The 25,886-nt window shown below is 37.3% G+C and carries 24 protein-coding genes; 17 read left to right on the forward strand and 7 right to left on the reverse strand.

Features of this window, described 5'->3' with window-relative positions; all coding sequences use genetic code 11:
* Nucleotides 1-3 precede the first annotated feature (3 nt).
* The 3 genes from rsmI to ACZ1GR_RS09520 are packed head-to-tail and all read right to left on the reverse strand — an operon-like array spanning nt 4 to nt 1,764.
* Nucleotides 4-675 (reverse strand): 16S rRNA (cytidine(1402)-2'-O)-methyltransferase, encoded by a 672-nt coding sequence (gene rsmI, locus ACZ1GR_RS09510; protein ID WP_472608757.1) that lies wholly within the window; start codon nt 673-675, stop codon nt 4-6.
* Between the two features lie 9 nt (nt 676-684).
* Nucleotides 685-1,038, reverse strand: coding sequence for a DoxX family protein (locus tag ACZ1GR_RS09515; protein WP_472608758.1), 354 nt, complete (start codon nt 1,036-1,038; stop codon nt 685-687).
* A gap of 48 nt (nt 1,039-1,086) precedes the next feature.
* Entirely contained in the window at nt 1,087-1,764 is a 678-nt protein-coding gene (locus tag ACZ1GR_RS09520) for a hypothetical protein (RefSeq protein WP_472608759.1), read from the reverse strand.
* Between the two features lie 159 nt (nt 1,765-1,923).
* Between ACZ1GR_RS09520 and ACZ1GR_RS09525 the strand changes: the two genes are divergently transcribed.
* The 11 genes from ACZ1GR_RS09525 (at nt 1,924) to arfB (ending at nt 13,059) form a co-directional block, all read left to right on the forward strand.
* Complete coding sequence (locus tag ACZ1GR_RS09525; RefSeq protein WP_472608760.1) at nt 1,924-2,568, forward strand: thymidine kinase; 645 nt, start codon at nt 1,924-1,926, stop codon at nt 2,566-2,568.
* On the forward strand, nt 2,561-3,664 hold the full coding sequence (alr, locus tag ACZ1GR_RS09530) for an alanine racemase (RefSeq protein WP_472608761.1): 1,104 nt from the start codon (nt 2,561-2,563) through the stop codon (nt 3,662-3,664). The genes ACZ1GR_RS09525 and alr overlap by 8 nt, the downstream gene beginning before the upstream one ends.
* An 81-nt stretch (nt 3,665-3,745) precedes the next feature.
* A complete protein-coding gene (mscL, locus tag ACZ1GR_RS09535; RefSeq protein WP_472608762.1) occupies nt 3,746-4,147 on the forward strand; it encodes a large conductance mechanosensitive channel protein MscL in 402 nt (133 codons plus the stop codon).
* A 206-nt stretch (nt 4,148-4,353) separates the two neighbouring features.
* Nucleotides 4,354-5,079, forward strand: coding sequence for a hypothetical protein (locus ACZ1GR_RS09540; RefSeq protein WP_472608763.1), 726 nt, complete (start codon nt 4,354-4,356; stop codon nt 5,077-5,079).
* Nucleotides 5,080-5,239: 160 nt separating this feature from the next.
* Nucleotides 5,240-5,992 carry a DUF6090 family protein gene (locus ACZ1GR_RS09545; RefSeq protein ID WP_472608764.1) on the forward strand — a complete coding sequence of 251 codons (753 nt, stop codon included), beginning with the start codon at nt 5,240-5,242 and terminating at the stop codon, nt 5,990-5,992.
* A 114-nt stretch (nt 5,993-6,106) separates the two neighbouring features.
* Complete coding sequence (locus ACZ1GR_RS09550; RefSeq protein ID WP_472608765.1) at nt 6,107-7,114, forward strand: medium chain dehydrogenase/reductase family protein; 1,008 nt, start codon at nt 6,107-6,109, stop codon at nt 7,112-7,114.
* 216 nt (nt 7,115-7,330) lie between these two features.
* On the forward strand, nt 7,331-8,320 hold the full coding sequence (locus ACZ1GR_RS09555; protein WP_472608766.1) for an aspartate-semialdehyde dehydrogenase: 990 nt from the start codon (nt 7,331-7,333) through the stop codon (nt 8,318-8,320).
* Between the two features lie 166 nt (nt 8,321-8,486).
* Nucleotides 8,487-10,637 (forward strand): prolyl oligopeptidase family serine peptidase, encoded by a 2,151-nt coding sequence (locus ACZ1GR_RS09560; RefSeq protein WP_472608767.1) that lies wholly within the window; start codon nt 8,487-8,489, stop codon nt 10,635-10,637.
* A gap of 71 nt (nt 10,638-10,708) precedes the next feature.
* Nucleotides 10,709-11,692 (forward strand): ABC transporter ATP-binding protein, encoded by a 984-nt coding sequence (locus ACZ1GR_RS09565; RefSeq protein ID WP_472608768.1) that lies wholly within the window; start codon nt 10,709-10,711, stop codon nt 11,690-11,692.
* Between the two features lie 83 nt (nt 11,693-11,775).
* Nucleotides 11,776-12,618: a hypothetical protein gene (locus tag ACZ1GR_RS09570; protein ID WP_472608769.1), complete on the forward strand. Its 843-nt coding sequence runs from the start codon at nt 11,776-11,778 to the stop codon at nt 12,616-12,618.
* Between the two features lie 36 nt (nt 12,619-12,654).
* Nucleotides 12,655-13,059: an alternative ribosome rescue aminoacyl-tRNA hydrolase ArfB gene (gene arfB, locus ACZ1GR_RS09575; protein ID WP_472608770.1), complete on the forward strand. Its 405-nt coding sequence runs from the start codon at nt 12,655-12,657 to the stop codon at nt 13,057-13,059.
* Nucleotides 13,060-13,064: 5 nt separating this feature from the next.
* Here arfB and ACZ1GR_RS09580 read toward each other — a convergent pair whose 3' ends face one another.
* The 4 genes from ACZ1GR_RS09580 to ACZ1GR_RS09595 form a co-directional block, all read right to left on the reverse strand.
* Nucleotides 13,065-13,442 carry a SnoaL-like domain-containing protein gene (locus ACZ1GR_RS09580; protein ID WP_472608771.1) on the reverse strand — a complete coding sequence of 126 codons (378 nt, stop codon included), beginning with the start codon at nt 13,440-13,442 and terminating at the stop codon, nt 13,065-13,067.
* Between the two features lie 87 nt (nt 13,443-13,529).
* On the reverse strand, nt 13,530-13,973 hold the full coding sequence (locus ACZ1GR_RS09585; RefSeq protein WP_472608772.1) for a 3-oxoacyl-ACP synthase: 444 nt from the start codon (nt 13,971-13,973) through the stop codon (nt 13,530-13,532).
* Between the two features lie 7 nt (nt 13,974-13,980).
* Nucleotides 13,981-15,327, reverse strand: coding sequence for a sensor histidine kinase (locus tag ACZ1GR_RS09590; RefSeq protein ID WP_472608773.1), 1,347 nt, complete (start codon nt 15,325-15,327; stop codon nt 13,981-13,983).
* The gene (locus ACZ1GR_RS09595) at nt 15,320-16,684 is read right to left on the reverse strand and encodes a sigma-54-dependent transcriptional regulator (RefSeq protein WP_472608774.1); all 1,365 of its coding nucleotides are present in this window, start codon (nt 16,682-16,684) and stop codon (nt 15,320-15,322) included. Before ACZ1GR_RS09595 ends, ACZ1GR_RS09590 begins: the two co-directional genes overlap by 8 nt.
* A gap of 239 nt (nt 16,685-16,923) precedes the next feature.
* On the opposite strand from ACZ1GR_RS09595, the gene ACZ1GR_RS09600 reads away from it, so the two are divergent.
* The 6 genes from ACZ1GR_RS09600 (at nt 16,924) to ACZ1GR_RS09625 (ending at nt 25,882) form a co-directional block, all read left to right on the forward strand.
* A complete protein-coding gene (locus tag ACZ1GR_RS09600; RefSeq protein WP_472608775.1) occupies nt 16,924-18,252 on the forward strand; it encodes a TolC family protein in 1,329 nt (442 codons plus the stop codon).
* Between the two features lie 14 nt (nt 18,253-18,266).
* Nucleotides 18,267-19,514 carry an efflux RND transporter periplasmic adaptor subunit gene (locus tag ACZ1GR_RS09605; protein ID WP_472608776.1) on the forward strand — a complete coding sequence of 416 codons (1,248 nt, stop codon included), beginning with the start codon at nt 18,267-18,269 and terminating at the stop codon, nt 19,512-19,514.
* Between the two features lie 64 nt (nt 19,515-19,578).
* Nucleotides 19,579-20,274 carry an ABC transporter ATP-binding protein gene (locus tag ACZ1GR_RS09610; protein ID WP_377767031.1) on the forward strand — a complete coding sequence of 232 codons (696 nt, stop codon included), beginning with the start codon at nt 19,579-19,581 and terminating at the stop codon, nt 20,272-20,274.
* Between the two features lie 51 nt (nt 20,275-20,325).
* Entirely contained in the window at nt 20,326-22,716 is a 2,391-nt protein-coding gene (locus ACZ1GR_RS09615) for an ABC transporter permease (protein ID WP_472608777.1), read from the forward strand.
* Between the two features lie 25 nt (nt 22,717-22,741).
* Nucleotides 22,742-23,500 (forward strand): head GIN domain-containing protein, encoded by a 759-nt coding sequence (locus ACZ1GR_RS09620; protein WP_472608778.1) that lies wholly within the window; start codon nt 22,742-22,744, stop codon nt 23,498-23,500.
* Nucleotides 23,501-23,503: 3 nt separating this feature from the next.
* Nucleotides 23,504-25,882 (forward strand): ABC transporter permease, encoded by a 2,379-nt coding sequence (locus tag ACZ1GR_RS09625; RefSeq protein WP_472608779.1) that lies wholly within the window; start codon nt 23,504-23,506, stop codon nt 25,880-25,882.
* Nucleotides 25,883-25,886: the final 4 nt, after the last annotated feature.

The following is a 25,886-nucleotide window of genomic DNA, read 5'->3' on the forward strand; positions in this document are numbered from 1 at the left end:
TTTTTATTTCTTCCCACTTACGATAATTACGATTTCGCCCTTTGGTGGTTTTTGGGTGTAGTGTTCTAAAACTTCCGAAATGGTACCTCGAATAGTTTCTTCGTACAATTTGGTGAGTTCACGAGATATTGAGACCGGTCTGTCTAGTCCAAAGTATTCTCCAAATTGCCCCAATGTTTTCAATAGTTTGTGAGGCGATTCATAAAAAACCATGGTTCTGGTTTCCTCAGCTAAAAACTCCAATCGGGTTTGCCTCCCTTTCTTTACCGGAAGAAAACCTTCAAAGACAAAGCGGTCATTTGGCAGCCCACTATTGACCAAGGCGGGTACAAATGCCGTAGCCCCGGGAAGGCATTCCACCTCAATATTATTCTCTACACAGGCTCGAGTCAGTAAAAAACCAGGGTCAGAAATTGCCGGTGTACCTGCATCGGAAATCAGGGCAATTGTTTCCTTGTTTTGTAGGCGCTTTATGATGCTATCCACCGTCTTATGCTCGTTGTGCATGTGGTGGCTATGCATTGGGGTCTTAATCTCAAAGTGTTGGATTAGTTTGCCGCTTGTGCGGGTATCCTCGGCCAAGATCAAATCAACCTCTTTCAATACCGTAATTGCCCTAAGTGTAATATCTTCTAGATTACCGATTGGAGTAGGCACCAAATATAACTTCCCCATTAAGTAAAGTTAAGGTCTTACTTCTTTTCCTGTAAAATAAGAGAGTAAAACCATAATAAATGCAATAACTGCACCCATGTGTTCGCCGTCACTTACCATATAGTGGGCAAAAAAAGCTAAAACGGTATTAAAGAAAAAACCTGCATAGGCCCATTCTTTCAACGACTTCGAAAAATTACCCCAAACTGCAACTAATCCTAAGATTTTGGCAATTGCCAGAGGGTAAATAAGATAGGTAGGATAGCCCATATTTACGAAGAAATCTACAATAGCTTGGTGGTTAAAAAAGTAGTTGTAAACTGAAAAAAACATGATAAGGGTCAGCATACCTGTAGAGACCCAATAGAGAATTTTCTTTGCCATCGATGATTAAGTTAAATTGTAAAACTAAATGTAATGATATTTAGCAACCTAAGCGAACTTTCTGGCTATCAGTGTCATAAAACGATTTTCATACTCGTCTTTTCCTTCCCAGTTCTTATACTCCGGCTTCACCATATTATTGATAAAAGCCACAGAACGCTCTTCAGTGTCAATAGTGTTTAATTGCGAAAGCACGCGATTGTAATCTTCTACATTATCGTGAAAAAGATGCTTTACAAAGGCCAACTTATCATTTAAGCCAATTTGAAGTTCTTTGTTTAATCTATCGTTCAAAGATTTTGGCACCGTATTATCTTTTGTTGGTTCTGGTGCCAACAAGTCTTTATCGTTTTTTATAGTTTCAGGCTTGGCAATAAAATCGCCAAAAATATGTTCGATAGCTTCTGTTGGCATTTCAGAAACCATATCTTTTATAGTATCCATACCTGGATGCGTAATAATATCCTCTTCATGCGGATTGTTTTCTGGCACTCCGGTATTTCCGCTCATCACGGAACTCGCTAGTTTTTCAAAACGCGATGCAAGTACATTTTTAGAAACATCGACCTCAACATCGCTAAGTTTTTCATCTATAAACTTTAAAACCGCCAACTTTTCGTATAATTCCTTGGCTACTTCGTACAATTCAGCAAGTTCTTTATCTTCACGAGAAGTAATTATATCCGTAGACAATTTTACCAATTGTTCTCTTATCTGTCGTTTCATCAACTTAATCTTTAACTATATAAATGTACTACCAAATTCTATGCCTTTTTAAAAACGAAAGGTTAAATTTAATACTAGCGTCTAGGGTTATTTTTTTAGTAATTTTAGCACTGCTATAACAAAAACGAATAAACCCCTATTTTCGTTTAAAAGTACAATATGTTTCTCGAAAACACCGTAAACCATAAAGAACAGTTTGGATGGATAGAAGTTATCTGTGGTTCTATGTTTTCAGGAAAGACCGAAGAACTCATCAGAAGACTAAAACGTGCACAGTTCGCCAAACAGCGAGTGGAGATTTTTAAACCTCAGGTTGACACCAGATATAATGAGGAAATGGTAGTTTCTCACGATTCGAATGAAATAAGATCTACACCTGTGCCGGCAGCAGCAAATATTCGATTATTGGCAGATGATTGCCAAGTTGTGGGAATAGATGAGGCGCAATTCTTTGATGATGAAATAGTTACCGTTTGCAATGATTTGGCCAATCGCGGGGTAAGGGTAGTAGTCGCCGGACTAGATATGGATTTTAAGGGCAACCCTTTCGGACCAATGCCGGCATTAATGGCCACGGCAGAATATGTTACTAAAGTGCATGCCGTTTGCACTCGCACCGGAAATCTTGCCAACTATAGTTTTAGAAAATCTGATAATGACAAATTGGTTTTATTAGGCGAAACCGAAGAGTACGAGCCCTTAAGCCGAGCCGCTTTTTACAAAGCCATGCTAAAAGAAAAAGTAAGTCAGATGGATGTTGACGCCGAAGAAGTTACTTCCAAAAAAAAGGCTGCTAATGGGTAATGTTCAAGAGACTACTTTAGAGATCGACCTTTCAGCTCTGGAGCACAATTTCAATTTTATTAAAGCCAAACTCAAAAAAGAAACCAAGTTTTTAGCAGTGGTAAAGGCGTTCGCCTATGGTAGTGATATGGCTATTGTAGCTAAAAAACTGGAAAATTTGGACGTTGATTATTTTGCAGTTGCCTATGTAAAAGAAGGTGTGCTTTTAAGGGATGCAGGCATTACCGCCCCTATTCTGGTATTACACCCGCAACCTATAAATTTTGAAGAACTCATTGATCGTTGTTTAGAACCCAGCATATATTCCCCAAGAATTTTAAATTCTTTTTTGGAAACCGCTAAGAAAAAGGGACAAACCAACTATCCTATTCATTTGAAATTTAATACTGGCCTAAACAGATTGGGCTTCTGGGAAAATGACATCTCTCTTATTTTAAAAAAGTTAGACGGTGAAACTGCACTTAAAATAACATCGGTTTTTTCTCATTTAGCAGCTTCAGAGGACAACAAGGAGCGTGAGTTCAGCTTACAGCAAATTGAAAGCTTTAAAAAAATTAGTGATGAACTATCTGAAAAACTTGGTTCTTCCCCCATGCGACATATACTGAACACCTCTGGTGTTCTAAATTATCCTGAAGCACAATTTGAAATGGTACGCAGTGGAATTGGGCTTTACGGCTATGGAAACGAATCAGGTATCGATGCACAGTTAAAACCTATTGCCTCCTTAAAAACCATTATCTCTCAGCTCCATCAAATTGAGCCCAACGAAAGTGTGGGTTACAATCGTGCTTTTAAGTCTAAAGACTATCGAGTTACGGCTACCTTACCTATTGGGCATGCAGATGGTATCTCTAGACAATATGGCAATGGTAAAACCTTTGTGCAGGTTCATGGGCAAAAAGCACCCATTATTGGTAATGTTTGTATGGATATGATTATGATAGATGTTACTGGAATAGATTGCAAAGAAGGAGACGAAGTTGTGATTTTTGGCGATACCTTATCTGCCGAAAGCTTTGCCAATACAGCAGACACCATATCGTACGAACTGCTTACAGCAATATCGCAACGTGTAAAGCGGGTCGTGAAATAGATTGCACTTCAACCATTTTAACATTTCTTTAGTCTTTTTTTGTAAATTGTGCAGGTATTAACCACTTAAACTATAAATACAATGCTTAAAGAATTTAAGAATTTTATCATGACGGGTAACGTCATTGAATTTGCTGTAGCCGTTATCATGGCCGGTGCCGTAGGCTTGGTAGTAAACGGATTTGTTGCCGACATAGTAATGCCTGTTGTAGGTCACTTTGCTGGCGGAATTGACTTCGCTGAAATGAAAGTAGTACTTGATGAAGCTGTAGTAGCTGCTGACGGTAGCGTTACCAGTCCAGAAAACGCCATTAGGTGGGGTGCTTGGGTAAATACCATTGTAAACTTGTTAATCGTTGGTTTTGTAATGTTCTTGATTGTTAAGGCTTACAACAAAACAAAAGCTCCAGAACCAGAAGCTGCTCCAGCTGGGCCAACTGCCGAAGAGTTGCTTACTGAAATTCGTGATGCTTTAAAAAAATAGTGAGACCCTGAAATAAATTCAGAGCAGGCCGCTACATCACACATTTAACTAAAACCGTCAGTTTGTTCGCTAACAAGCTGGCGGTTATTTTTATTCCAACCTATTAGGTATTTAGTTTGTTATACTATCTTAGTTCTACACATAAGTAAGATATAGTTAATAACTATATCTAATTGTTGTACTTCATTATCAGAAACCGCTAACCAATGATAAAATTCTTTAGAAAAATTAGACAAAATTTACTTTCAGAAGGCAAAATTGGAAAGTATTTAAAATATGCGATTGGTGAAATTGTACTTGTTGTTTTTGGAATATTGATTGCTCTTGGAATAAATAATTGGAATAATAATAAACAAGAGAAAAATAATATAATTGATTCATATAAAAGTATAGAAACGGAAATCAAATTTTTGAACCCAATTATTGAACACCAATATAAGAGAAACGATAGTACAATTGCTTATTTGCAAAAAGCAGTGAATCTATTACAAAATAAGAAATACGAATCTGTAAATCAATTAAACAATAATCTCAAAGGACTTAATAGATTAATTCAATTAAAATTTGACTTTCCAGTTATTTTAGGCTTTATCGAAAGAACTAATCCTGAATTAATTGAAAACAAAAAACTACTAAATCTATTACAAGATTTTAAATCAAAATTGACTTTTCTTGATTTTTATCAATCATTTGCTATAAATGAAGTTCAAAATTCCATAACACCATATATTATTAACAATCTAAAGTATGCCGATAATAACACTACTATTCTCTTAACCGATAAAAAACAAATCATAGATAATATAGAAATTATTAATCTTCTGAATAAAAAATTAGGAACTGATAGACAGTCTTCGCAGAAATTAAGCGATTTATTAGAAACAATGCAAAAATTAAAGAGTGAAATCCAAAGCGAGTTAAAAAATAAATAACGAAAGTACGACAACGTGTATAATTCATTGCTAGTACTAGCCTACTTACGAAAATCCTCGTGGATTTTCACCTTAGTGTGTACTTGCAAAGTTTAGTGTTAACCCACGCAACTACTAATATCCGAGACCGTTGTGCTTCATAATAACCAACCATTAACCAATGATAAAATTCTTTAGAAAAATTAGGCAAAAACTACTCTCTGAAAATAAATTCAGTAAGTATCTTATTTATGCAATTGGAGAAATAGTTCTTGTGGTTATTGGTATTCTTATCGCACTTTCAATTAACAATTGGAACGAAGAAAGAAAAAGTAATATACAAGGAAAGGCGTATGTCGCGGAAATTTATAGAGAGATAAAAAAAGATATTAAGAAGATAGCTGATATTCTTGACAAATTTGAAGCGAATAAAATAAAATCTCGACGCATACTTGAAATTTTAGAAAGTGAAAGTAGATATATAGCCGATTCGAGTTTGTTTACAAAAGATGTATTAAATATTATCGGGGTCATAGATGTTGGTCGACAAAATAATACCTGGGATGAGTTATCATCTTCAGGGAAAATTGCAATAATAGATAATGATTCATTGGATAATCAATTGAAAAACTTCTATGAATATTATGACAAACAAGTGATTCAATTTTCAGAGACACCTGCAAAAATGAGAGAGAAATGCAGAAATACCTACGGACAATGTCTGGATATTGCAAGTGTGGATAGATATTGGAAACCAGATGGCGATCAGACCAACAGTAGAAATTGGTTTACTTGCTTTCTCAATAATAAAGAAGTTCGGAAGGATATCAACGCTATACACGTGTCGTCCTACTGGCAAATTTATCATTTTGCAAAAATTAAAGCTGAAGGGCAATCAATTATAGATTATATGGAACAAAATTTGAACCTATAAATATGTTGCCTATGAGAATAACGAAAGCATAACACTGTGCATGAGATCAGACTCGCTATCGCTTCGTCCGCTCCATACACTTGGACGTTGTGAACAATTAAAAGACATAACATAATGAGCTACAGATACATCAGTTTTAACAAATTTGGAGGTCCTGAGGTATTGGTTGTAAAAACAGCGGAAAGACTTCCAGAACCCAATCAAGGTGAGGTAAGGATTAAAGTTCAAGCGACAAGTATCAACTTTACTGATACGTTAATCCGCAGAGGTATTTATCCTGATGTTAAAAAGAAGCCTCCCATTACACCAGGTTATGACATGGTCGGAGTTATAGACAAACTAGGTGCTGGAGTTACTGATTTTAAAGTAGGTCAAAAAGTGGCAGAACTGACCATAATCGGTGCTTACTCAGAATACAATGTTCTACCTGCCAAGCAACTAGTTACCGTTCCAGAAAATGTGAATTCGGTTGAGGCAGTCTCAATGATTCTGTCATATGTGACAGCTTACCAAATGCTAACTAGGTCAGTTAAAGTTAAAGAAGGAAGCAAAATTCTTATTCACGGAGCTGGAGGAGCAGTTGGTAGTGCCTTACTACAAATTGGGGCTATCTTAAAGCTAAAAATGTACGGCACTGCATCAGTAGACCAGCATGACATCTTAAAAGAATTAGGCTGTAAACCAATTGACTATAAGTCTGACGATTTTGTTCAGGTAGTCACGGATTTGGAACCAAATGGACTTGATGCAGTATTTGACCCATTTGGTGGAGACCATTTCAAACGTTCTATCAAAACACTTAACAAAAAGGGGAAACTAGTGGCTTTTGGTGCGTACAATGCAAAAACGAAAATGGACTTGATAAAGAGTTTTTTACGTGTTCAAATGTGGAATTTCACGCCTTGGATGCCTTCTACCAAATTCTACTCTATTGGTGCGTGGCATAAAAAGCATCATGATTGGTTTGAAAGTGACTTAAAAAAGCTTTTTAAACTTCTATCAGAAAAGAAACTAAAGCCCCTTGTCTCCAAAACCATCAAATTAGAGGACGCAAAAGAAGCACATGAACTAATTGAAAAAAGAGGATTGAAGGGGAAACTAATTATACAAATGGAAAATTAAAAAAATGCACAACAATGGCTGTAAAATAGGGTGGACAAGGTTGTAGCCTTGAAATGTCCTACTTTTCATAACCAGAATGTTAGAGCACATTTCTACCAATTAACAAGGATGTACGATTGTTAAAAATAAAACATTTTGTTGTATTTTGATTATTCCCTTTAGTTTGCTTGCCAATCTAAAATTCAGAATTACCTTTGCCCTGTCAAATTAAAAGAAATGAAAGTAGCAGTAGTTGGTGCCACCGGTATGGTTGGCGAGGTCATGTTAAAAGTATTGGCAGAACGTAATTTTCCCATCTCAGAATTGTTATTGGTAGCCTCAGCACGTTCAGTAGGCAAGAAATTGAGCTACAAAGGCAAAGAGCATACTATTATTGGTCTAGAAACTGCGGTGGCGGCCCGACCAGATATCGCCATCTTTTCAGCCGGTGGTGACACTTCATTAGAATGGGCGCCAAAATTTGCCGAAGTGGGCACTACTGTGGTAGATAATTCATCCGCATGGCGTATGGATGCTTCTAAAAAGTTAGTGGTTCCAGAAATAAATGCTTCTGAATTAACGGCAAGTGATAAAATTATTGCCAACCCCAACTGTTCTACCATACAATTGGTCATGGCGTTGAACCCATTGCATAAAAAGTATCAGATGAAACGTGTAGTTATTTCAACGTATCAATCCGTTTCTGGTACTGGAGTAAAAGCCGTAAAACAACTTGAGAACGAAATGGCAGGTGTACAAGGTGAAATGGCATACCCATATCCCATTAACAGAAATGCACTGCCCCATTGTGATGTCTTTTTAGAAAATGGCTATACCAAAGAAGAAATGAAGCTCGCTCGTGAGCCACAAAAAATATTGGACGATAGAACTTTCTCTGTTTCTGCTACCGCTGTGCGTATACCAACTGCAGGGGGGCATTCAGAATCGGTAAATGTTGAGTTTCATAATGATTTTGACCTGGCCGAAGTTCGTCAATTACTAAGTGAAACCCCTGGAGTCACCGTGCAAGACAATCCAGATACCAATACCTACCCCATGCCTATTTATGCGCATGACAAAGACGATGTTTTTGTAGGGCGAATTCGTAGGGATGAAACCCAGCGCAATACCCTTAACATGTGGATTGTGTCTGATAACCTCAGAAAAGGAGCCGCAACCAATGCGGTGCAAATCGCAGAGTATTTGGTGGAAAATAAGTTGGTGTAGGTTTTGTCATTCCTGCGCAAGCAGGAATCTAAAAGAATAACAAAGTGGATTCCTGCTTTCGCAGGAATGACAAGTGCTATTCGTTAAAAAACGTTAACAAAAGCTAGACTTAACCAGACTTTCTACTCTTTTATGGTATTTTCGGGAGGTTAAATCCACCTAAAAAATGAAAAAAATCACCTTCTTATTGGCAGTGCTTGTTTTAGCCGCCTGCGAAACCGAAAAAAAGAGAGAACCTATCGTTGTGAATTATCCTATCACCCAAAAAGTTGATACCGTAGATACCTATTTTGGAACCGAAGTACAAGACCCTTATCGCTGGTTGGAAGACGACCGTAGTAAAGAGACTGAAGCATGGGTAAAAACTCAAAACAAAACCACTTTTGGCTACCTGGATAGTATTCCGTTTAGAGAAGATTTAAAAAATAGATTGGAAAAACTATGGAACTATGAAAAGTTGGGTTCTCCATTCAAAGAAGGCGAATACACCTATTTCTATAAAAATAACGGACTGCAAAACCAATATGTGGTCTATCGCAAACAAGGTGATGGTGCCGAAGAAGTGTTTCTTGATCCGAATACCTTTTCTGAAGACGGAACTACCTCACTGGCAGGCCTTAGCTTTACCAAAGATGGTTCTCTAGCCACTTATCTTATTTCTGAAGGCGGCAGCGATTGGAGAAAAGCGATTGTTATCGATGCGAAGACCAAAGAACAAGTAGAAGATACTTTAGTGGATATAAAGTTCAGTGGAATCTCTTGGAAAGGAAACAAAGGCTTTTACTATTCCAGCTACGATAAACCTAAAGGAAGTGAGCTTTCGGCAAAAACAGACCAGCATAAATTGTATTACCATGAATTGGGTACTCCACAGGCTAATGACAAACTGATTTTTGGGGGTACTCCTGAAGAAAAGCATCGCTACGTTGGGGGATATCTTACCGAAGATGAACGTTATTTAGTGATTACGGCTTCTACCTCAACGTCGGGCAATAAATTATTCTTAAAAGACCTAGAAGCAGATGGGGATTTAATTACTGTTTTAGACCACACCGATTCAGATACCTATGTGATAGAGAATGAAGGGTCAAAACTATTTATGGTCACCAATATGGATGCCCCGAATAAAAAGATTGTAGTTACGGATGCTAATAATCCTACTCCTGAAAACTGGACAGACTTTATTCCTGAAACTGAAAACGTATTAACTGCTGGTTCTGGTGGCGGTTATTTTTTTACAGAATATATGGTCGACGCCATTTCTAAAGTGCTACAATATGATTTTGATGGAAAACTGGTGCGTGAAGTAGAACTTCCCGGTGTCGGTAGTGCTGGTGGATTTGGAGGGAAGAAAGAAGACAAAGAATTCTACTTTTCTTTTACCAATTACAACACACCCGGCTCATCCTACAAATACAATGTGGAAACGGGCGAATACGCACAATACTGGAAACCAGAAATTGATTTTAATCCAGCCGATTATGAATCTACCCAAGTTTTTTATGATTCGAAGGATGGTACAAAAGTACCTATGATTATTACCCATAAAAAAGGTGTTGAGCTTAACGGCAAGAACCCTACTATCTTATATGGTTATGGCGGCTTTAATATTAGTCTTACACCTTCTTTTAGCATTGTAAATGCTGTATGGATGGAACAAGGTGGTGTTTATGCCGTGCCTAATTTAAGAGGTGGTGGAGAATATGGTAAAAAATGGCACGATGCAGGTACTAAAACGCAAAAACAAAATGTTTTTGACGATTTTATAGCTGCTGCAGAATATCTAATTGCGAACAAATACACTTCAAAAGAATATTTGGCCATTAGAGGTGGTTCTAACGGTGGGCTTTTAGTTGGTGCAACCATGACGCAACGTCCAGATTTAATGCAGGTAGCTTTACCAGCTGTTGGAGTTTTAGACATGCTACGCTATCATACATTTACTGCAGGTGCAGGTTGGGCCTATGATTATGGAACAGCAGAAGAAAGTCAAGAAATGTTTGAATATTTAAAAGGATACTCTCCTGTACACAATGTTAAAGAGGGAGTGGAATATCCTGCCACTTTGGTAACAACCGGTGATCATGATGACCGAGTTGTGCCAGCACATAGTTTCAAGTTTGCCGCCGAATTGCAAGAAAAACAGGCAGGCACCAATCCGACATTAATCCGTATTGAAACTAATGCAGGACATGGTGCTGGAACACCCGTGAGTAAAACTATTGAACAATATGCCGATATTTTTGGCTTTACATTATTCAATATGGGCTTTGATCAACTGCCGAATCAAGCCGTATTAAAAGAGTTTAAAGACTAAATCTTCACAAAAGCATAATAATTATATAAAATCCGTTTCTTTGGAAGCGGATTTTACTTTTTAAAGCCCAAATGCTTCATATAAACAACATCTCATTCTCCTATAAGAATACTCCTGTTCTTGACCATATAGCTTTCGCTCTTGAAAAAGGAAGGCATCTATCAATTATGGGCGAAAGCGGCTCGGGCAAGAGCACTTTGCTCAAAGCTATTTATGGTTTACTCGATTTAGATTCTGGTGAGATTTTTTGGGATAAACAGCAAGTTTTGGGCCCTAGTTTTAACTTGGTCCCCGGCGAAAAGTATATGAGGTATGTGGCTCAAGATTTTGATTTAATGCCCTATACTTCCGTAGCTGAAAACATCGGGGAATTTCTCTCCGTTTTTGAACAAGAAAACCATAAAAGAAGAATAACCGAGCTGTTAGAAGTGATAGAGCTCGTCGACTTTGCAGATGTTAAGGTTAAAAACCTAAGTGGCGGCCAACAACAGCGCGTTGCTCTAGCAAGAGCTTTGGCACAAGAACCTGAAGTCTTATTGTTAGATGAGCCCTTTAGCAGTATTGACCAGTTTAAAAAGAATCAACTAAGGCACAGTCTTTTTCCCTATCTAAAAGAAAAAGGCATTACCGTTATCAATGCGACCCACGACCCTAACGATGTACTTTCTTTCGCAGATGATATGCTAGTTTTAAAAGATGGTAAAACAATAGCTTATAATAGTATTGAGGCGCTATACCAAAAGCCAAAGGAAAAATACGTTGCTTCACTTTTCGGGCAGGTGAACGAACTACCAATTTCTTTATTAAAAGAATATACAGAGGTAGATGCTTCCATTCTTATTTACCCTCATGAATTTGAAATTTCCAAAGAATCCGGATTTGAGGTTTACGTTGTAAACAATCATTTTAAGGGCGGGTATTATGTAATCGAAGGGGTAGCCGAAAATAGTCAAACTGTATTTTTTACCAACCCCAATACACTTAAAATACACGCCAGAGTATATCTTAATGTTTCATTACAGTTGGTGAACCGCAGAATTAGCATTAAAAAATAGCGCCTTTCATCGAAAATACATCTGGCTGCATACTTCTACCTTACCCTTTTTCGTTCCTTTTTTAGAACCCAAAAACTATTGAAATGAAAAAGCCTATTCTTCTTTTATTACTGTCCTTATCGGTGATATTATCTTCTTGTTCTGCCGAAACTAATCTTCTTGAAGAGGTTCTAACAGATACCGAAGCCGATGAAGTTGATGAGACCCCTGAAGATAACTCCGATGATAACCCAGAAGATACTCCTGATGATACCTCAGGAAACGATAATAATACAGACCTCATTACCTTAGAAGCTGACCCCGACATTATTGTCAATGATGGTGAAGGCAACCAAACCTGGAACGAAGATGTTACAATTAGCGCTTTAAAAATAGATCGCTCACCTGGTAAGGTAGTCTATGAAAGTCGTTTTACCGATGATGGTTTTGGAGTTGCAGGAGGACGATGGCAGCAGATAGATTACTACTATGAATATCAAGGTGAAATCGTCAAAGCAAGTGAGCAGCTGATACTTGAATTTAATTCTCCAGTAAATAACGTAATACTGCAGGTAGGTCAAATGGACCCCGATGAGGGCAGGCAAGCAAAAGAAGGTACGACCTGCGCCGATAATGATACCAATAGGGCCGATGAATCTGGGAAATGGACAGCCTTTAACGCTATGGGACAAGAGATTGGAAACGGAATTTTATTGGATGAATACTCGATTGAAGGTAAGCTGCCAGACTCTATGGGCTCTTACCGCTTTGAGCTTAATACCAACAATATTTCTAAAATTATTATTGAAGCTACCCAGTGGGGAGGTGAAGAAAGAGGCTGCCCAACCTATAGGGCAAGTTATGCAGGGCAAGCCTTAAACGATAGTGGCAATACGGAAAACAATTCAGAATTCAATCTAATGGCCCTAAGCTATAAAAAACAATAACCTGCTTACTTATCTATCTTTGTGTAAAGTAGCGTTTTGCAAAAAGAAATTATTTTAAAGGAGTTGAAATTCAAGGCTATTCGCAGCAGTGGTGCCGGTGGTCAGCATGTAAATAAGGTTTCTTCAAAAGTCGAACTTAGTTTTGCCATTTTAGATTCAGAAGGCCTATCCAACTCGGAAAAAGAGCGTTTACTTTTAAAGCTGAATACCCGGTTGACAAAGGAAAACCTTTTAATTCTACAATGTGACGAGGCTAGAAGTCAGCATAAAAACAAAGACCTTGTGGTAAAACGGTTTTTGGATGTACTAAAAAAGGCTTTGCACATTCCTAAAAAAAGGAAACCTACAAAACCTTCAAAATCTTCTGTTGAAAAACGGTTAAAATCTAAAAAGGCCGCTGCTTCAAAAAAATTAAATCGAAAAAAGCCAAACCTAGATTAGTTGATTTACATTCCCTGACCCATATCAGGTAATTGGTAATGATACGTAGCCCTGGTAATCTGATCGTTTTCTACTTGATATACGCATAGCTCATCCATTTGCTGCCTACCCCTGTCCTTAAAAGTAGCATCCATAGACATCGGAACCACAAAATGATTACCTGCGACCATTGGCTCACCTACAGAACCGCCGTGCATTTCTTCGATACTCTCTTCCCATTGCTGAAACCCTTTTAAAATATTTGCCTTACCCTTGGTTACATTGTTAGGTACCCCTGGCATTTCTTCGCTTACGGCATTATCGGCATACATTCCGTATGCCTCATCATATTTTCCTTCTTTACATAAGTTTACAAACTTGTCTGCTACTTCTTTAGTTGTCATGCTTATTTATTTTTTGGTTAACCTCTTAAAGATAGTGAACAACAGCAAATAAAATTTTAAGAAATAGTTAAAAGAAGCAAGTCGTTACTAATTGACTTCCAGTATTTTATGCGCTTTTCCGTTAAATTGAAAAGTAGCTCCTGCGGATTTCCCCATTAACAGTTTCCCAATTGGGGTATTAGCAGAAATGCAGAAATATGTGGCTGTGCCGCTTTCATACTTTCCAGCAGAAATAGCGATATAGTAATTGGCATTGGTAGTTTTAACCAAACTCCCTAAAATAACAGTATTGGATTGTTTTGAAGCGCTAACTTTACGTAGTAAGATTGCGGTTTTCTCAGCCTCTAATAATTGTTGCCCCAATTTCTCACGCTCAAGTTGAAGCATGGCTCTACCTGTCTCATGTTTATCGCCAGCACTGCTCTTGGTTTCAGAGTTTAGAGAATTATTGACCTCATCAATATTGTTTCTAATTCTTTGAAGTCTGGCTAAAATGTATGCTTCACAAAACCTATAGAGCGCTTCTTTCATACAGTTTTTAAAAAGTGAGCGTAAATACAGTTTCCTTATTTAAAACAGAATATAACTTTAAACTTCCGCCGTGCATTTGCATGATCTGTTTTGATAGGCTTAGCCCTATACCTGTACCCTTTTCTTTTGTGGTGAAGAAGGGAATAAAAATATCTTCAAGTATGTCAGAAGGTATTCCGGGTCCATTATCCCTTACCTCTATATTCTTTTTTTCTTTAGCATCAATAAAAGCACTTACCCTTACTTCACCATTCTGTTGGCCTTCTAAAGAGTGTATAGCATTTTTCACCAAATTTATGAGCACCTGCGTTATCTGCTTTTCATCAATAAACAATTCTAAACTTTCATCGGCCAACTCCCAAAATATTTTAGTCCCGCTATCTGCGTCAAGTTCCATTAGCACCTGTACTTTTTCAAAGAGCTGTTTAACACTTACCAATTTTTTATCCGGTTTGGGTACGCTAAGTAAGCTTCTGTACGACTGTACAAACTCCATTAAATCGTTGCCCTGATTTTTGATAACCTCAAGGCCCTTTGCAGTACTGTTCAACTTGTTTTCATCTAACTGTTCAGTAGAAACTAATCCATCACGGGTCTTATAATACTTTAGAATAGATTCTGATATAGAGGTTATCGGAGTTATGGTATTCATAATTTCGTGTGTAAGCACACGAATCAATTTTATCCAAGAATCCGTTTCTTTTTCATCTAATTCTTTATGAATATCTTGAACAACCACTAGTAATAAAGTCTGGCCGTCAAAAGTAATAGGTGTAGATTTTAAAGCAAGCTGTATTTGTTCGCGCTCGTTTATTAGCTGAAACAGTTTGCGTTCAAAAGGTTGAAAGTTTTTAAAGATATTATACAGCTTTTCATCTATTTGCGCTAACTGCTTAATATGGTTTAAAGGAGTGTAATTGAGTAATTTTTCTAAGGTTGGATTAGCAAAGAGAATATGCCCCTTTTCATTAAAAGTTAAAATGCCGATACTGGCCTGCTTCAAAATTTCTTGATAATACTGTTCCCTTACTTGAAGTTGTAGATGCACCTCTTGAATTAGTCCATTTACCCTATTCAAACTTTGATTTAATTCTTTAAAAGATTTGATGGTTACTTTTTCTGGGAAACGTAAGGTGAAATCTTCATTTCTAATAGCATCAAAAAAATAAGCGATTTTACGGTTGGTACTATTAATGAACTTAATTAAAGAGTAGGTCTGAATAACTAAAAGTATGACCAAAAACCCAAATAAGAAAAAACGATTTTGCACAAAGGCCAAAGCCAATAAAATGGAGGTAAGTGTAATAAAACCGACCCTAACGATAAGTTGAAAATAAAAATTTCTACTAGCCATTATTTATTTTCTTAAGCTTGTTATACAAGGTTTGTCGAGACACTCCCAACTGGTCGGCAGCAGCACTATAATTACCATCATGCGCTTCTAAAGCCCTTAAAATCATCTGCTTTTCCATTTCCTCAAGAGTTTTTGGATCAGCACCAAGAGATGGGGTCGATTTACTGTTTAAAATAAAATCATCTGCCTTTAAAACATTGCCTTCGCCTAAGATTACGGCGCGTTCAATGGTATGCAATAATTCTCGAACATTGCCGGGCCATTGATACTTCATCAACTTTTCTTGAGCTGCGTTGTTTATTCTCAGGCTTGGTTTATCGTACTTGTTACCAAAACGCTTTAAGTAGAAATCAGCTATAATCAGTATATCATCGTCTCGTTCTCTGAGCGCAGGTACCTCAACGGAAATGGTATTGATTCTGTACAAAAGATCTTCCCTGAAAAGTCCATCAGTAACCATTTGTTCAAGATTGCAGTTTGTAGCGCAAATCAATCTAATATCAACGGGGATTGTCTTATTTGCGCCGACTCTTACTATTGCTTTATTCTGTATGGCAGATAATAATTTTGCCTGCGCCTGTAGTGAAAGATTTCCTATTTCATCTAAAAACAACGTTCCCTTATGAGCCGCCTCGAATTTTCCAGTTCTATTTTCACGAGCATCTGTAAAGGAACCTTTCACATGGCCAAAAAGTTCGCTCTCTAATAGATTTTCAGAAATAGAACCCATGTCAACGGCTATAAATACTTCATCTTTTCGTTTTGATGTCTTATGAAGCTCTCGTGCTATGAGTTCTTTTCCTGTTCCGTTCTCGCCTGTAATAAGAACATTAACATCAGTTTTCGCTACCTTTCTGGTAAGGTTTAAAACAGTATTTAAAGCTTTAGAATTACCTATGATATAGTTTTTATCTTCATTGATAACCTTTTTAAGACTACTTTCTTTCTTTTTTAAAAGGTGTACCTCTTGCCTTGATTTTCGCAGCTCAAATGCAGACTTTACGGTAGCCAACAACTTATCGTTGTTCCAAGGTTTTAAAATAAAATCAGAAGCGCCTTCTTTAAGTGCCTTGACCGCCAAGTCTACAGCACCGTATGCCGTCATCATAATTACTGAGGTGTTCGCGGCTTTCTTTTTTATTTCTCTGAGCCAAAAAAGGCCTTCATTTCCTGTGTTGACACCAGCCGAAAAATTCATGTCCAAAAGAATTATGTCTACCTCTTTAAGGTCTTTAGACGATATCTGATTCGGATTGGAAATGGTCTCAACAGTTTTATACTCGAACTGTAATAAGATTTCTAAAGCGCTCAATACACTTTTGTTATCATCTATCACTAAAATTTTCGCATCGACCATTCTTAAACAATAAAATATAGTACTAAAACTACAATATGAATTTTTACTTAATTTAAAAGTGTCAATTTTTTTTACAATATCTGTATAAATATTTTACATGTGTCTTTTGGTCGAAATCGATAATATATTCTAAGTAATTCAAAATCAACAATTTAAAATAATGGCATAACAATAGTATATAGTTTGGCATATTAATAGTTATGAGCCCAAAAATTAAAACAACCATCCTAATCATTTGTATGATTTGCTCTAAGGCCTTAGCACAACAAAAATGGTCTTTAGACGAATGTGTTGCCTATGCCCTAGAGCATAATCTGCAAATAAAGGATTTCAAGTATAACGAACAATCCAATAAGGAAACTTATAAGCAATCTATCAGGGATCTGCTCCCAACTGTCAGTGGTTTTGCCAATTATTTTGTTAGGTACGGTAGGCAGGTAAACCCAGAGGATAACAGTATCGTGAATACCGATATTTTTTCCAACAACTACTCCGTGGACGGTTCTTTTGATGTTTTTCAAGGGTTCCAAAAAATTAATACACTAAAAGCTTCCAAGTTTTTACACAAAGCCACCAAGGAAGAGCATGTGCAGCAAAAATATTTGTTGGGCTTTAGGGTGATGTCAGCCTACTATGACATTCAATTCATCGAAGGCTTAATTTCAATTTCAGAAGATCAGGTGCAAATTTCGCAGACCAATTACGATTTGGTAAAAAGGCAAGTAGAGCTGGGTACTATGGCGGGGGCCGATTTGTATGAAGCAGAATCCCTTCTTTTTACCGATAAATTGGCATTGACACAAAATGAAAACCGCTTAAAAGCTGCTAAATTGACCTTAATACAGGCGATGAACCTCCAAAATGAAGATAACATTACAATCGCGCCCGAATTGAGTGAGGTGAAAACGACCAACGAAGAAAATACTGTAATTTCAGATTCCATTTTCACCAAGGCCAAAGGTTTTATGCCCTCCATAAAAGCTCAAAACTACCGGGTAAAAGCGGCAAAGAAACAACTTGCAGCAACAAGAGGTGGCCTTTACCCTTCGCTGAGCTTACAAGGAGGTATCGGTACCGGGTATTTTGAAACAATTACAGAGGAAATCATTACAGGCAACGATACCATTAGAAAAACAAAACCATTTCGTGACCAATTTGAAGAAAACAGGTTTGAATATGTTGGAGCTTCCTTGAATATTCCATTATTTAACGGATGGGCAAATCGCTCTAGGGTAAAACAACAAAAAATTGCTTTGGAAAGGGCCAAGAACAACGCCAAAATCACCGAGCAAGAACTTTATCAAATCATTCAACAATTGGTGCAGGAGCATGAAGCCCTAATTACGGAAACAGCACAAACATCCAAAGCTTCCAAATCACAACAATTGGCCTTTGAGATTGCTCAAAAAAGATATGAAAAAGGTATGATTAACGCCATAGAGCTGGGCCGGGCAAAAACGCTCTTTGCCACTGCAAGGAACCAGCAGTTACAGGCACAATTAAGATTGCGGGTAAATAAAAGTACGCTGGATTTCTATAAAGGACTTCCGGTTTTCAATATTAATTAGACAATAGTAAAAGAATGGATATTAAAATAGAAAAGAAAAAAGGATTAAAACCAAAACACTTTGGCTACATAGCGTTAGGGTTACTATTGCTATTTGTTGGCTATCAATTGCTTTCTCCGTCAGTTTCTACTTTTAGAACCGAGAAAGACAAACTTTCCATTGCCCAAGTATCACAGGGGAAATTTGATGACTACATCACTATTAATGGAAACGTTGCCCCAATCGCTACTATTTATATGGATGCCTATGAAGGTGGAAGGGTTACCGAAAAATTGATAGAAGAAGGAGCTACAGTGAAGAAAGGTGATATCATACTTAAACTTGAAAACATCAATCTCTATGAACAAATATTGAATAGCGAAAGTAATTTGGCCTTGAAGCAGAATGATTTACGCTCTACACGATTAAATTTTGACTCACGCCAAGTCGAAGGCCGCAGGTCGTTGGCAACTGCGAGTACGGATTTACAACGCTTAAAAAGAAGTTTTGAGCAAAATGAAGCCCTTTTTAAAGAAGAGTTGATTTCCAAAGAAGTATACCTGCAAGCAAAGGAAAACTACGAGCTATCGAAAAAGCAATATGAAATCGTAAAATCTCAAACAGAAACTGATGATGAGTTAAGAAAAACTTCACTTACAGGATTGGATGCAGATTTATCTAGAATGCAAAAAACCTTAGGTATGGTCTATCAAAGATTAGATCATTTAAATGTTCGAGCGCCGGCAGATGGCCAGCTTGGCTTTTTAGATGCAGAAATAGGGCAAAATATTACCCAAGGCCAGCGTATCGGGCAAGTAAATGTTCTAACCGATTATAAGATAGAAGCCGATATTGATGAGCATTATATCGATAGGGTAAAACGTGATTTAGTGGCGGTTTTAGAACGTAATGGCACTGAATATCCCCTGCGACTGCGAAAAGTATATCCTGAAGTTCGTAATGGAAGATTTAGGGTTGATTTGGTTTTTACCGAAGACAAGCCAGAAACTATTCGTACCGGTCAGAGCTATAACATCAAATTACAATTAGGAGAATCTAACGATGCCTTGTTATTGCCCAAAGGAAGCTTCTTTCAAAGTACTGGAGGACAATGGATTTTTGTTGTAGCTCCTGGTAGTAATGAAGCAATAAAAAGACCTATTAGAATTGGAAAACAAAATTCTAGATACTACGAAGTCTTAGAAGGTTTAGATGCCGGTGAAGAAGTGATTACCAGTAACTATGATAGCTTCGGGGAAGCAGAAAGAATTGTATTAAAATAATAAAAGAACTGTCACATCAAGGGAAATCTTGGTGTAATTATACTAATCGAAACAATTGAACAAAATGATAACAATCCAAAATTTAAAGAAGAGTTTTAGAACTGAGGAAGTAGAAACTTTAGCACTGAACAATGTGAACCTTAAGGTAGAGGATGGTGAGTTTGTAGCTATCATGGGCCCATCAGGATGTGGAAAATCCACCTTATTAAATATTATCGGAATGTTGGACAACCCAACGGAGGGGAGCTACAATTTTGCCGGTAACGAGGTTGGTGGTTTAAAAGAAAGTCAACGCACACAACTAAGAAAAGGAAATTTAGGCTTTGTTTTCCAGAGCTTTAATCTTATAGACGAGCTAACGGTCTATGAAAATGTAGAACTGCCACTTATTTATTTAAAAATGGGTAAAGCGGAACGTAAGGAGAAAGTGATGAAGGTTTTGGAGCGTATGAAAATCGCGCACAGAGAAAAGCACTTTCCACAGCAGTTATCTGGTGGGCAGCAGCAACGCGTAGCCATTTCAAGGGCGGTGGTTACAAATCCGAAACTAATATTAGCAGATGAGCCAACAGGAAATTTGGATTCTAAAAACGGTATCGAAGTAATGAACCTTTTAACAGAGCTTAATCAAGAAGGCACAACAATCGTAATGGTAACACACTCAGACAGGGATTCGCATTATGCACATAGAGTTGTAAATCTATTCGATGGTCAAATCGTAACGGAAAGCCAAAATAGAGCTATTGGAGCAATGATATAGGAGTTTATTCATCAATCAAACAATCATTAATCAATCAAAATTATTTCTGCCATGTTCAAGAACTATATAAAAATTGCTTTTAGAAATCTTTGGAGACGAAGAGGGTTATCTGCAATTAACATAACCGGGCTTGCTGTAGGTTTAAGTGCGACCTTTCTTATCGTATTATATATCAGTTTTGAACTTAGTTATGATTCTTTTCACTCTAAAAAGGCAGATATCTATCGTTTAATCGCTGATGTTGAAGTGCCTAGTGATGTCTTAGAAATTGATAGACCCGCACTTGCCGTTCCCACTCATTTAAAAGATGACTTCGAAGAGATAGAAGATGCTGTTCGAATTATGGGTCTTTCTTTAGCTGTAAGAAACGGAGATTTAAAATTCAAAGAAGAAGATGCCGTCGCTGTAGATGCATCCTTCTTTGATATGTTCGATTACAATCTATTACAGGGAGACAAAGCAACTGTTCTACAAGAACCTTATTCCGTTGTATTAACACCTGAAACATCAAAACGATATTTTGGAAGCGAAAATAGTATTGGAAAAACCATAAAAATTCAAAATGAAGATATAAACGATTTAACATTTACAGTAACCGGTATTATGGAGCAAGCTCCACAAAATTCGCGATTTCGACCCGAATTGCTCATTTCTTTTTCTACCTATTTTAATGGGGTAATACCTAATATCAACGACATGTGGGGTACCTATGACCCAGAGGCATTTGTGCTTTTAAATCCGAATGTTGATGTTTTGAAATTACAGTCAAAATTTCCAGCTTTTCTCGAAAAATATACAGGTGATCAAATGCGCCAAGAAAAATCATTGGTGACCCTAAAAATGGAGCCCTTCACAGATGTGTATTTACATTCTAATCGCAATCAGGGTGTAAGTGGTGATATCAATTCAATCTATATTTTTTCAATAATTGCACTGTTCATCCTATTGATTGCTTGTATCAACTTTGTCAATTTAACTACAGCTCGTTCCGTAGAACGGGCAAAAGAAGTCGGTGTCAGAAAGGTGATCGGTGCTGAAAAAAACCAACTATCCAAACAGTTCATAGGTGAGTCGATAATCATCGTTCTACTTGCTTTTCTTTTATCAGTTTTTCTTTCAGGACTTGCCCTACCTGCTTTTAAAGAATTTATAGGTAAAGAAATTAGTTCAGGCATTTTATCAAATCCTGGTTACATATTCATTCTATTCATAACTTCGTTATTAATAGGGGTGCTAGCTGGAATTTATCCTGCGTTTGTGCTTTCTTCTTTTAAGCCTGTAAATGTTTTAAAAGGCAATTTCTCAACAGGCTCTAGCGGTATTCTTTTACGAAAAGGCTTGGTGATTGCGCAGTTCACCATTTCTATTACTCTGATTATAGGTACAATAGTAATCTATAACCAAATGGGGCATATGAGCAATCAAGAGCTTGGTTTTAACAAAGATCATGTTGTTGTTTTGGAGACGGGTTATATTCCAGAAAGAAAAGCGCTTCAGCAAAAACTAAATGAAATTCCAGAAATAAAATCAACGAGTTACACTTCAAGTGTTCCCGGTGTTAAGAATAATATCGCCTATTCACTTATAGAAGATAGCACCAATGAACAATTGGCGGTTCATATAGATGCATTTTTCGTGGATTATGATTATATGGACCAATACGGATTGAAACTATTGGCAGGCAGGTCATTCTCTAAAGCCTTTGCCTCCGACTCCACTGCCGCAATGATAATAAATGAACGAGCGGTAAAATTATTAGGTTATGTTTCACCTGAAGATGCGCTTGGAGCCAGTTTTTCTCAATGGGGCAAACAAGGGGAAATAATAGGTGTGGTAAAAGACTTCCATTTTAAGTCGTTAGAAGAAAAAATTAACCCCATGAGCATAACGGTTTCAGAGGCCGGGGGCGATTTTTTATCGGTTACCATACAGTCGAACGACATGTCCAAAACAATAGCTGCCATAGAAACTGAATGGAATAAAGTAATGCCGACCAATCCATTCAACTATTATTTCTTAGATGAGGCGTTTGACAGACAATATAGAACCCAACAACGTTTCGGAAAGATCTTTGTCAATTTCGCAGTTTTGGCAATTTTCATCTCTTGCCTTGGGTTGCTAGGGCTTGCTGCTTACAGTATGTTACAGCGTCGTCGTGAAATAGGTATTCGCAAGGTACTAGGGGCTTCTGTTACCACAGTGGTCAACTTATTATCACTTGAATTTATGAAACTAGTGGGTATTGCATTTTTAATCGCAGTACCGATTGCAGCATTTACAATGAAATCATGGTTAGACAATTTCGCATATAGAATAGATCTTCAGTGGTGGATATTTGCGCTTGCCGGACTTATAGCATCAATTATAGCATTGGGTACCGTTGGTTTTCATGCGATTAAGGCATCACTAACCAACCCAGTAAAGAATTTAAGAACTGAATAACATCATCAATCATAAAAACAAAATCATGAAATCATCCATTAAAAATATCAGTTTCAATCTTATAGCATTTGTTTTCGTATTGTTCTCAATCAATGCGTTTTCCCAGATCAAGACAATCTCTGTCGAAGACTTTGACAAGGTAATTGTAAGTCCGCACATCTCGGTCACTTTCGTGCAAGGTTCTCAAAACAATATTAAAATACATAGCAGTACGGAGCCACTTGAAAAATTAAACGTTGAAGTCGTGGGTTCAACCCTTCGCCTTTATCTAGATGGTGCAAAGACATACACGGATAGTAAAAAGGAAAAAGGAGACAATTACAGTTACAATAAACCTATTTATAAAGGCACAGTTATTATAGCCACCGTAACCTACACCCAGTTAGAAGAACTTTCGCTAAGAGGTGCCGAAAAATTTATTTGCGAAAGTATACTAGATCAATCTGAGTTTACACTAAAGCTTTTTGGAGAGTCCGAAGTATATTTTAATGAAGTACGCTTAAATAACTTGACGACTACAGTATATGGAGAAAGTTATCTAGAACTTAAAAAAGGAAGTATTGATAATCAAAAAATCACAGCATATGGTGAAACTAAAATAAATATGCTTGATGTTGAAACCAATAGTGCTAAAATTACAGCCTACGGAGAAGGAAGCTATCGCATCTCGGTTAAAGACAGATTGAAAGTTACTGCTTATGGTGAAGCTGTTATTGCCTATAGGGGCTCTCCTGAAATAAAAAAAGGAATAATAATAGGTGAAGCGACCATCCAAAAAATATAGGCCATGTTTAAAAACTATTTAAAAATTGCTTGGAGGAACTTACTGAAAAATAAGGGCTACAGTGCCTTGAATATTTTTGGTCTGGCCATTGGAATTACATGTGCTTGCCTAATTTTGCTTTGGGTTGAAGATGAGGTGAATTATGATAGTGTTTTTCCAAAACAGGATCTGGTCTATTACGTGCCCACCAACCAGACTTTTGAAGGGGAAGTATATACTTATAACGTTACCCCTGGACCCCTTGCCAAAGATTTAAAAGAAGAAGTACCTGGAATTGCAAAATCTGCCGCAACATTTGGGGATAAGATGTTGCTCACAAACGGGGAAACGGGAATCAATAGATTTGGAAGGTACGTGCAACCTGATTTTTTAGAAATCTTTAGTTTAAATTTTTTGGAGGGAGAATTGAACACGGCCCTTTCTAGACCGGACGCAATTGTGTTGACACAGAAAACCGCAATAGCGCTTTTCGGCACCGATAAAAACGTCTTGAATAAAGTACTACAATTGAATAGTGAGTTTTCCTTTACCGTAACAGGTATAATACAAGATTTGCCAAGTACCATTACCTATAAATTTGATTGGCTTATACCCTTTCAGCGTTTTCAATTGGGACAAGAAAATATGGCATGGGCCGAACAATATGGTGGAAATTTTGCTGATACTTTCGTAGAACTTACTCCAAATACTGACTTTAAAACAGTAGATAGCAAGGTCAGGAAAATGATAGCTTCCAAAATAGAATATGCCACGGAAGTTCCAAATGAGGCGTTTTTACATTCCATTAAGGATTGGCATCTACGTTCCGAGTTTGAAGAAGGAAAAATTGTTGGAGGCAGGGTTACTTTGGTAAGGTCGCTGACCTTCATCGCTTTGATTATTCTTTTGATTGCCTGTATCAATTTTATGAACCTATCTACGGCGAGAAGTGGTAAGCGGGCCAATGAAGTTGGTGTGCGAAAAGTATTGGGATCTAGTAAAAAAAGATTGATAGGCCAATTTATGACAGAAGCCATTATTCTGGCAAGTATCGCCGCCCTGTTGAGTATTGTTTTAGTAATGGTTTTACTGCCATCATTCAATAGCTTAGTAGATAAGCAGATTGAATTTAGGCTGTCTAGTCCTATGCATCTATTTTCCCTATTGAGCATTACGCTTATATGTGGGCTACTAGCTGGCTGGTATCCCGCTCTGTATTTATCTTCTTTCCGCCCGGCAAAAGTCCTTAAGGGCGCAGGTTCTAGCGAAGGAAACGCTAACGTAATAAGAAAAGGTCTTGTGGTTGCCCAGTTTTCCGTTTCTATAGTTTTTATTGTCTGCAGCACTATAATCTATCAACAAATACAACATGTAAGCACTAGGGATGTAGGTTATAGCAAAGAAACATTACTAAATCTACCCGTAAGCGGGAATATGATTGAGAAATTTCAACCTATTAAAGAGGAAATGATAGCATCAGGTCTAATACATAATGTGGCGCTGACCAATGCAAACATGCTCACAGGAGGTTTTAATGGGCAAGGATATCGATGGCAAGGGGGGCAGAATTCCGAGAATGTATTGGTGAGATATAGGTTTGTAAGTCCAAACTTTTTTAGCACTGTAGGATTAAATTTACTTGAAGGTCGTAGCTTCAACAACAATGCTATTATAGACAGTACCAATGTTATAATAACCCAATCTTTTGCTAAATTGATGGGAGAAGATAGTGCTATCGGAAAAACTATTACGGACGAGAATATCAACTATAATGTAGTAGGTATAGTAAATGATTATGTCTATGGGGACGTATACGGTAATAACAATACAGGACCGGTTATTTTTTATAGTTATTCTGACAATGCGAACACCATGTATATAAACATAAAACCCAAATCATCTAAAACGGATGCACTTGCGGCTATCGAGAATGTTTTGAAAAAATACAATCCTGGATTCCCGTTTGAGTATCGGTTTGAAGATGACCTCTTCAATGCTAGGTTTAGAAACGAAGAATTGGTAGGCGAGTTAGCAAAAATATTTGCAGTACTTGCCATCATTATCTCATGTTTAGGTTTGTTTGGTCTGGCAGCTTACACAGCGGAACAACGAAAAAAAGAAATAGGAGTACGTAAAGTATTGGGTTCAAGCATTTCGGGCATCGTTAAGTTGCTTTCTAAAGATTTTATGGGTCTAGTAGTGATTGCCTTGCTCATTGCAATTCCTTTATCATGGTGGTTCATGAGATCATGGCTAGAAAGCTTTGCTTATAAAATTACGATGAGTGCTTGGGTGTTTTTAGCAGCAGGAATAGTAGCTATGGGTATCGCATTATTAACGGTAAGCTTTCAAGCTATTAAAGCAGCTGTAGCCAATCCGGTAAAAAGTCTTAGAACAGAATAACATC

The sequence above is a fragment of the Croceitalea sp. W27 genome (assembly GCF_055693185.1).